The organism is Halodesulfovibrio spirochaetisodalis (assembly GCF_001672295.1).
GTDB lineage: Bacteria > Desulfobacterota > Desulfovibrionia > Desulfovibrionales > Desulfovibrionaceae > Halodesulfovibrio > Halodesulfovibrio spirochaetisodalis.
Window position 1 is genome coordinate 35,061 of the sequence record NZ_JXMS01000026.1, and the last position, 8,827, is coordinate 43,887.

Here is an 8,827-nt window from a genome sequence, read left to right on the forward strand (position 1 = left end):
TTACAATTATTTAAAACAGCATTGCTCATTACTGCAAAAACAGACAGATAAACACCACTCAGCCCCCCTCAACACTTGAATATTCTTGTAACGTCGGCTACCTGTTAAGTTTGATTTAAACAATTTTGTAGTGTGGAGAGACTATGGCTACTGAAAAATTAGGGAACCGCATTCGCAAGTTTCGGGAAGAGCGCAGCTTAAGCCGCGCTGAACTTGCTGAAAAAGCAGATTTAACTGAACTGTTCATCACTGCGCTGGAAGAAGAAGACTTGTACCCTTCCATCGCACCATTGCAGAAAATTGCCCGTGCACTGGGCGTTCGCCTTGGCACATTTATGGATGACGAAATATCTGTTGATCCACTTATTGTTCGCAAAGAAGCCCGTGAAGCAGACCTCACCATGCAGAAAGCCGGCGACAAAAGCCCGAGCTTCCTGTTTCATTCACTGGGCAAAGGCAAAACCGACCGTAATATGGAACCGTTTTTCATTCATATTACACCGGAAGCAGAAGAAGACCGCAAAATCTCTTCCCATCAGGGTGAAGAGTTTATTGTTGTTACCTCCGGTACACTTCTTGTGCGCTACGGCAAAGAGGAACACATCCTTGAAGCCGGCGACAGTGTCTATTTCAACTCCATTGTACCGCATTACGTAGGTGCGGCTGATGGTGCAGAGGCTGAAATCTACGCAGTAATCTACTACCCTGACTAGGAAATACCATGCAAGCATTCGAACTTCGCGAAAAAACCCTTGGTCAGCTTCTTGATGAAACCGTTGCAAAGTATCCTGACAACGATGCTGTCGTGTATGTAGACCGTGACTACCGACAGACCTACAAAGAATTTGGCAAGGTGGTTGATGATCTGGCGCAGGGCCTTATGGCTCTTGGTGTTCAGAGGGGCGAAAAAGTTGCCGTGTGGGCAACAAACGTTCCGTACTGGGTTGCACTACAGTTTGCGACAGCAAAAATCGGTGCCATCCTGCTAACCGTTAATACCAACTACCGTAAAAGCGAACTAGAATACCTGCTATCTCAGTCTGAATGCGAAAACCTGTTCATCATGGACGGCTACCGCGACCATGATTTCGTGCAGACTATTTACGATATGATTCCGGAACTGCGTAATCAGCCACGTGGCAAGCTGAACGTAGACAAGTTGCCGTCATTACGACGCGTCATGTTCCTTGGTGTGGAAAAACACCGCGGCATGTACTCCATTCCGGAAATCATGGCTATGAAAGCAATGGTATCAGATGAGGAATATCAGGAACGGCAGGACTCCCTCTCTCCATATGATGTGGTAAACATGCAGTACACATCCGGTACCACAGGATTTCCAAAGGGTGTTATGCTCACCCACGTGGGAATCGGGCTGAATGGATACTGGATTGGTAAAAACCAAGGCTTTACACACGAAGACAGACTTTGTCTGCCAGTGCCGCTGTTCCACTGCTTCGGCTGCGTACTTGGTGTTCTTGCCGCAGTAAACCACGGTGCCACCCTTGTTATTCTGGAAAACTTTTCACCTGTTCACATTATGGCTTCTGTGGATCAGGAGCGTTGTACAGCACTGTACGGCGTACCAACCATGTTTCTTGCCGTGCTTGAACATAAGATGTTCAACAAGTTCGATTACTCTTCGCTCCGTACCGGCATCATGGCAGGTTCCATCTGCCCTGAACCGCTTATGAAGCGCGTTATCGAAGACATGAACATGACCGAAGTAACTATCTGCTACGGCCTGACAGAAGGCTCACCGGTAATGACACAGACACTGCCGGATGACAGCTTTGAACGACGCACACAGAGCGTTGGTAAAAAAATGCCGGGTATTGAAGTCCGCGTTATTGATCCTGAAACCGGAGAAGAATGCACACGCGGTACACAGGGTGAAGTTGTCTGCCGTGGCTACAACGTCATGAAAGGCTACTATGCAATGCCGGAAGCAACAACCGCAGCCATTGATAAAGACAACTGGCTCCATTCCGGTGACCTCGGTGTGATGGATGAAGATGGCTATGTTGTTATCACAGGCCGCATCAAAGACATGATCATCCGCGGTGGTGAAAACATTTATCCGCGTGAAATCGAAGAGTTCCTCTACGGTATGGATGGCGTGCACGATGTACAGGTTGTGGGTATTCCAAGCCGTAAATACGGTGAAGAAGTTGCTGCCTTTATTATTAATAAAGAAGGGTACAACCTTGCACCTGAAGACGTACGCGACTACTGCCGCGGTAAAATAGCATGGCACAAAGTGCCACGTCACATTGCCTTTGTTGAAGAATACCCGATGACCGCATCCGGTAAAATTCAGAAGTTCAAACTTCGTGAGCACTCCGAAGAATACTTCGGCGAAATCAAGTAGTCGGATTTCTACTAACTAAAAAAAGGGATGGAGCCATAAGCTTCATCCCTTTTTTAGTTTACTATTCAACTAGCTGTTATTCAATGATCGGATGGTGCGCGGAGTCATACACGCTCATTTCTTCCGTATGACAAACACAGCCACCCTGTGAGCCTAACGGTGCAGCAAACTTCTGATACTGCAACGGCGCAATGTTGTTCCGATCTTCACCGTATCCATTTTCTGCAGGATACAGCGCATGTGTTGCACCATGACATGCCTGACACATTACAGCATCCAGCTCATCTTTTTTATTCTTATACAGTTCCTGACTGCCCTCAGCCCACTTGTTTGCCGCCGAGGCATCACTGTCCGGAAGTTCTTCATGATCATGGCATGCACTGCAGTCAGGCTCATTCACCCATGCTTCACGAGGCGTTACCTCAGCAAGAGGAACAGAGGCACGAGGAATCAGGTCTGCCATGAGGAATTCAGCCCTTGGCTTTCCTTTTTCCTGTTCAGCCTTCAACAGACTCAAGGCATGATCTGCCATTGTCCCGTGGCAGCTTACACAGGTGATATCACGATCAACATGTAACCCGCGCATCGCCTGTGTATTTGTGTTTGGCCCCGCAGGATGACAGCTCATACACGCTGCTTCTGAATCACCTTCCATATAGTTTGCATGCCATCCATGAATTGCCGCGGAAAATGCAAGGATATCCCGTTTAGCATCCTTTCCGGCACGAGGGGATTCATGACAGGACTGACACTGAGGCGGTGTGCCTCGTTCAACTTTTTCTTCAAGACTGGTACCGTTAATTTTATCGTGCGCAGCCAGAATAGTATTCGCAGCCTTATCCGAAATGCCTGCGATTCCATCTACACGCCATCCACCGTCATGACAATTTTTGCAGCCCCATTCAGTTGATACAGGAACTGCGACTTTGGTGGCAGCAAGCAACTTACCGTCCGATGTTCGAGCTTCCACCCGAAGTATCGGATAAGGATTCACCGTACCGTCATTGGAGTATGGGAACACAGGCAACGAGCATGCTACAAATGCTCTGTTCTCTTCCTCAAGAGTGAATGTACCAATCAAATTCTTGTCACACACACCAGTGTCCGGTGGTAACTCCTTACCTGTTAGCTGCTTTGCGTACTTCCAAAATGAAACATGCTCTGACGGTGTCGAAAACGCATTCTCAATCCTGTAGGTAAGCGTAACGTCTTCAGTAATGATCTCAGGAACCTCATCACGCAGGAATAATTGTGCGCGTATGGTAGAGCCGGGAATCTGCATGGTAAATTTGCTGTAGTTATCGGAAATGGTGTTCATCCCCTCTGTTGCCCATGCAAGCAGTACATATTCATCCTCTTCCGGATTGAACTCAGGTATTGCCACCTCTTCCACATGCGGCTCTTTTACCGGAGCTTCTTCAAGCGGCTTATGCAGCACAGTCGCAATATAGGCTGAAAGTGCCTTGATCTCTTCTTTATTGCCAAGAAACGGCGGCATAAACTGGCGCAGTTTTCCCTGTCCGGTAAGCTGCACTGTCATTCCGTGACGTGTGAGCCCTGCAGCAACCCTGTCAATCGGGAGCATAGGCCCGTTCAAACTGTGACAGCCCATACATTGAATGCGATACAGTTCTTTACCGGCTGCAACCAGATTCTCATCTGTTATTTTATTGATACCAATCCATTTTGCTGAAGCGAGCATGCCATCTTTACGGACTGCCTCAGTCTGATCCACCAGCACCGAACTCGACCACATATAACTATGAATCATATACGGACGTCTGCCAGCTTCACGAATCCATTCAAACATACCTATCTGTCCGAGACCAACCAGTAGAAGAACTCCAAGCAATGCAGGACGTACCTTTTGCGGAGTAATGTACGCATAAATGAGCACACCGATCAACAGCGCGACAGAAAGTGGAAGAAATATTTTTACCAACTGCGGTGTCTGAGCAGACTTGGTGAGAATCATGGCAAACTGCGCTTCTGGAAGCGCCATAATGTACCAGACCGAAGAAGCAACAAGCAGTACAAAAGGAAACGCTACAAAACGAACTGCGTACCGGATCATTTCTTCGCGAGTTGCTGTGTCTGCAATTCGATGTGCCGTAATGAATGCAAACAGCCCTGCCAGAATAAGACAGATGGCAAAGCGCAGCCACAATGACGGCCAGAACGTAGGGTTCCAGAACCCGTCCCAGAACGACTGGGTTTCGACCCAAGCCCCCGGGGTCAACATCATTGTAATGATGCCGTTGACAACAAAGAGGGAAAGAAATGCAAATAAGGCATAGAACCACCCCACAATCATGTGGTCTCTGCGGGACATTTTTCCAAATCGATAATGGTAAATAACCAGCGCAACAATTTCTCCGAGGAAAAATACCCACTCTGTTGCCCAGCCGAATGCGAAGCGGTGGACAAGTACGGAGGTCGCTGCAGGCGACAACAGGCCAATAGTAAACCAGATGCCTACACCGGTCAGTCCGCCCGCTACCATCGTCAAAAGGAGAAAGAATTTTGTATGCCGTTTAACGTATGCAATAATCTCAGGGTTCTCTTCCGCATACCCTTTACGCTCTGTCAGAACGAGAAAAAAACCGCCTCCAACAGCAAAATGCGCAATAAAAACATGAATAATCGCCATGCAGGCAATAATGAAACCACCGGAGAAGGTCGGTAGCCACCAAACTGGATATTCCATGCTACGCCTCCTCGCTGCTACGCATTGCAAGTTTAATCATATAGCCAATAGCAACCAGCCCGAGCATAAGGGCAATAATAAACATAATGAATGGTGAATACTCAGGCTGCACAGGAATAGCAGCAACACCACCATACGGATCGAGCATGGCTTTACGGACAAGCGCCCTCATTCCCGCCATGACAAGAACGGTACCGACAAGCATGACAATAGTGCCTGTCAGCCTTCTGGTAGCAGCCTGAAACAGCAGCATTGCAACAAACGCCATACCGATAAGGAATGCTCCGGTGTAGAACTCTGAACCGCCGACAAATAAAGCGCGCACCGGTTCAGGTAACGAGAACAGCAGCGCAAGGCCGACTACCAGTTGAACAAGCGTTCCACAGAAAAATATGGTTATGCCGAGTTGCTCCTCACGAAATGCCATTTCTTTTGACTCGCCCCGCATGCGGTAACGGGCAATTACCGCCAGCACTAAGCCGCCTACAGCAATGGATGCGACCACAACATGCAGATAACGCATCGGTACTGTCGGATCATCAAAATTTAGAAGCGTACCATCCGGAGATGCAAAATAGGCACTCCAGACATCAGGACGAAGCATGAGGGTCATATTATTTGTCATGATAAGCCCGACACACAATAACGCCGCCATACTGATAAAAATAGAAAAAGAGAATTTTGTATGCGTTCCGTAACGTCCAGTAAACACATACAGCGCATAATAAGCGATGATGGCAAGAAAGATGACACTCAGCCAGTATGCCGCCATAAGAACAGAACTTGTGTACAGGTACTGCCCGTACAACGCCTGAATAAATAACAGAGGGGCAACCCCAAGATTGACTGCAAAGGCAAAAAGAGAAGGCAGAGCCTTGGACATGTACGTAACAGCAAGACTGTTTTTACTGACAACACTACGGACTGAGCAAACAACAGCTCCCCCTAGAACAGTGTTGATGAGAAGAATATGCAGGGCAAAAGTCAGGATAAGTAATCCTTCCAACCAGCCTGCAGCTACTGGAAGGGCATCCGGCGCAGGAATGAGAGCAGCAGCTTGCATTAAATCTCCTTAAAAAATTGTCTGCAAAAAACTTGTAAACTGTTTCATGCAGCATTATTTGTTTTTTCTCTTTTTTGTTCTCTTGTTTTATTCTATCAAAGAGGGTACGTGCCGCTACAGCGCAAGTCGTTGGCGCAGTTAAGGGAAAGACCGGAAATAATAAAACAGCAGCGCAGCCCCTGAAAACACCACCGCATGGTACTACAGGTTCCAACGCATCCCTGTGTATTAGTTACGGCATTCAGCGCTGTTTCTAATAATATGTGGATATCGTACTGTATACTACTATGTATTGTCTGTATTCAAATGAAATTTGAATATAACAATCAGACAGAGAACATGTTGCAACAGGTAATATTATCCGGATTTTGTTATTATAATCACAAAAAAGCTGTTGATTACATACTCAGGCGTTGAGATTCAACCAGAGGAAATATGACTAACACTGTTTTATTATTCGACATTGGGAATACCAATATTAAAATTGGTATTACACAAAAAGAAGATCTCGCCACAACATATGTCTTACCCACAGACCCGCACCAAACTTCTGATTCGATTGGGTTTCGTATTCTGGACATCCTCTCACACATGTCTGTTTCCCCTGACGAAATCAGTGCCTGCATAGGCAGTTCCGTTGTTCCGGACATGAACCCGATCATCCGTAAAGCAGTTACACGCTACCTTAACCAGAAACTGCTGCTGGCACCCGAAGACATTCCTATTCCTCTTGAAAACAGATACACCCGACCGGAGCAGGTAGGTGCCGACCGTCTTGTTGGCGCATATGCAGCCCGCAAGCTCTGTCCAAATGCACGTTCCATTGTTTCTGTAGACTTCGGCACTGCAACAACCTTTGACTGTGTTCAGGACAACGCTTACCTTGGCGGACTCATCTGTCCGGGCGTTAAATCCGCTGCGTCCGCATTAGCCAGCAACACTGCAAAACTTCCACAAATCAGCTTGGAAGTGCACAGCAACATGCCGGTATTTGGTCGCAGCACCTCTACCAGTATCAACCACGGGTTTATTTTCGGGTTTGCATCCATGACAGAAGGGTTATGCAAACGACTTTCCACAACTTTGGAAGGCCCGATGGAAGTTGTGGCAACAGGCGGCTTTGCAAAAGACATCGCCCGTGTTGCTTCCTGTTTTGACCATGTCCGCTCCGACCTTTTAATGGAAGGTCTGCGGTTATTATATTTGGAAAGCGGCATCCGGTAACGAACCGCTGTCGCTATAGTTTTATACTATTTGTGAGAAAAGAACGGCCGACAGGCCGGACTACAAGGAGTTATAGAATGAGCACTATTGTTTCCGTATGGGCTAGAGAAATTCTGGATTCCCGCGGCAATCCGACTGTTGAAGTTGAAGTTTCCCTCGAATCAGGCCACTCCGGCCGCGCTGCTGTACCATCCGGCGCATCCACAGGTACCCGTGAAGCACTCGAACTGCGTGACGGCGACAAAGGCCGCTACCTCGGTAAAGGTGTTGAGAAAGCAGTAAACAACGTGATGGGTGAAATCGCAGAAGGCATTATCGGCCTCGACGCTACCCGTCAGGTTAACATCGACAATATTCTCCTCGAACTCGACGGTACTGAGAACAAAGAACGCCTCGGCGCTAACGCAATGCTCGGCGTATCCCTCGCTGTAGCCCGCGCTGCTGCAAGCTACCTCGGCCAGCCTCTCTACCAGTACCTTGGCGGCATCAACGCTAAAGTACTTCCAGTTCCAATGATGAACATCATCAACGGCGGCGAGCACGCACCAAACAACCTCGATATTCAGGAATTCATGATCATGCCTATCGGTGCTCCTACATTTGCAGAAGCACTCCGCATGGGCGCAGAAGTATTCCACGCTCTTAAAAAGCTTCTCTCCGACGACGGTCACGTGACCTCAGTTGGTGACGAAGGTGGCTTTGCTCCAAACCTCAACAGCCACGCAGAAGCATTCGACTACATCATGAAAGCGATTGAAAAAGCAGGATACGTTCCTGGTAAAGAAATCGCTCTTGCAATCGATGCAGCAGCTTCTGAATTCTACAAAGACGGCAAGTACGTTCTCGGCGGCGAAAACAAAACTCTTTCTTCTGAAGAAATGGTTGAATGGCTCGCAGAATTCACCGAGAAATACCCGCTGATCTCTATTGAAGACGGCCTTGCAGAACAGGATTGGGACGGTTGGAAGCTTCTTACAGACCGCCTCCCTACCACCCAGATTGTTGGTGACGACATCTTCGTAACCAACCCTGAAATTCTTGCTGAAGGCATCGAAGAAGGCTGCGGTAACTCCATTCTGATTAAACTCAACCAGATCGGCACCCTTACCGAAACCCTCGACACCATTGAGATGGCAAAAGGCGCTGCATACTCTACTGTTATCTCTCACCGCTCCGGTGAGACTGAAGACAGCTTCATTGCAGACCTCGCAGTGGCAGTAAACTCCGGCCAGATCAAAACCGGTTCTCTCTCCCGCTCCGACCGTCTTGCAAAATACAACCAGCTGCTCCGCATTGAAGAAGACCTCGACGACGATGGCATCTTCTTCGGCCCATTCATGGCAGCACACTTCGGTCTCAGCGACTAAGCTTCGCTCCGAACTAGTTTACTAATAAAGCCGGAACGCATCATGCGTTCCGGCTTTTTTTTGATACCTCCGGCGGGTCTACGACGCTTCTTTTT

Annotated in this window: 6 protein-coding genes; 4 read left to right on the forward strand and 2 right to left on the reverse strand. The window is 48.0% G+C overall.

Features of this window, described 5'->3' with window-relative positions:
• Positions 1-143 precede the first annotated feature (143 nt).
• Positions 144-713: a cupin domain-containing protein gene (locus SP90_RS12945; RefSeq protein WP_066857016.1), complete on the forward strand. Its 570-nt coding sequence runs from the start codon at positions 144-146 to the stop codon at positions 711-713.
• 8 nt (positions 714-721) lie between these two features.
• Entirely contained in the window at positions 722-2,371 is a 1,650-nt protein-coding gene (locus SP90_RS12950) for an AMP-binding protein (RefSeq protein ID WP_066857019.1), read from the forward strand.
• Between the two features lie 76 nt (positions 2,372-2,447).
• On the opposite strand, the gene SP90_RS12955 is transcribed toward SP90_RS12950, so the two are convergent.
• Together SP90_RS12955 and SP90_RS12960 are read right to left on the reverse strand one after the other, a co-directional pair.
• Positions 2,448-5,078 carry a c-type cytochrome gene (locus SP90_RS12955; protein WP_066857022.1) on the reverse strand — a complete coding sequence of 877 codons (2,631 nt, stop codon included), beginning with the start codon at positions 5,076-5,078 and terminating at the stop codon, positions 2,448-2,450.
• Position 5,079: 1 nt separating this feature from the next.
• Positions 5,080-6,141 carry a hypothetical protein gene (locus SP90_RS12960; protein ID WP_066857025.1) on the reverse strand — a complete coding sequence of 354 codons (1,062 nt, stop codon included), beginning with the start codon at positions 6,139-6,141 and terminating at the stop codon, positions 5,080-5,082.
• Between the two features lie 435 nt (positions 6,142-6,576).
• Between SP90_RS12960 and SP90_RS12965 the strand changes: the two genes are divergently transcribed.
• A complete protein-coding gene (locus SP90_RS12965) occupies positions 6,577-7,365 on the forward strand; it encodes a type III pantothenate kinase (protein WP_066857029.1) in 789 nt (262 codons plus the stop codon).
• A gap of 77 nt (positions 7,366-7,442) precedes the next feature.
• Positions 7,443-8,732 (forward strand): phosphopyruvate hydratase, encoded by a 1,290-nt coding sequence (gene eno / locus SP90_RS12970; RefSeq protein ID WP_066857032.1) that lies wholly within the window; start codon positions 7,443-7,445, stop codon positions 8,730-8,732.
• Positions 8,733-8,827: the final 95 nt, after the last annotated feature.